Raw genomic sequence first — 861 nt, forward strand, 5'->3', positions numbered from 1 at the left:
AGGGCTTGCAGGGAATCAAGGTGTTGCTTCCCGTTCTGGGGATCGTTGGTGTGGTATGCCCATCCCGGACGAGACACGTGACCAACTCGCTGTGAAGCTCGCGGTGTTGCTGCCGCATTTGGACGAGCGGCAGCGGCGGCTGTTGATGGCCGCGGAGGCGCGTGCTCTGGGTCATGGCGGCGTTCGGGCCGTCGCGCGGGCGGCTGCGGTCAGCGAGACCACGGTCCGCAAAGGTGTGTTCGAGCTGGAGGCCGGTGAGGCGCCGCTGGGGCGGGTGCGACGTCCGGGTGGAGGCCGTAAGCGGGTCGCGGATCTGGATCCGGGGCTGCGGCCGGCGCTGTTGGCGCTGGTGGAGCCGGATGTGCGGGGTGATCCGATGTCGCCGCTGCGGTGGACGGTGAAGTCGACCCGCACGCTCGCGCGGGAGCTGACCCGGGCCGGACACCGGGTCAGTGCCGACACCGTCGCCGGCCTGCTGCGCGAGGAGGGCTTCAGCCTGCAGGCCAACGCCAAGACCATCGAGGGCAGCCAGCATCCGGACCGGGATGCCCAGTTCCGCTATCTCAACGAGCAGGCCCGAGAGCACCGGGACACCGGCCAGCCCGTGATCAGCGTCGACACCAAGAAAAAGGAGCTCGTCGGCGAGTTCAAGAACAGCGGACGGCAGTGGCGGCCCGCGGCCGATCCAGTACGGGTGAACGTCCACGACTTCGCCGACCCGCAACTGGGCAAGGCCGTCCCCTACGGGATCTACGATCTCGCTACGAACACCGGCTGGGTCAACGTCGGCACCGACCACGACACCGCCGCGTTCGCGGTGGAATCGATCCGCCGCTGGTGGCACGACCAGGGCCGGAACAC

The 861-nt window shown here is 68.9% G+C and carries 1 protein-coding gene; it reads left to right on the plus strand.

The window, feature by feature from the left end; genetic code table 11:
• Positions 1-55: 55 nt before the first annotated feature.
• Positions 56-861, plus strand: an 806-nt coding sequence (locus ADL12_RS22635; protein ID WP_107119991.1) for an ISAzo13 family transposase, incomplete at its 3' end; no start/stop codon positions are given.

It is taken from the genome of Streptomyces regalis (assembly GCF_001509475.1).
Classification (GTDB): Bacteria; Actinomycetota; Actinomycetes; order Streptomycetales; family Streptomycetaceae; genus Streptomyces; species Streptomyces regalis.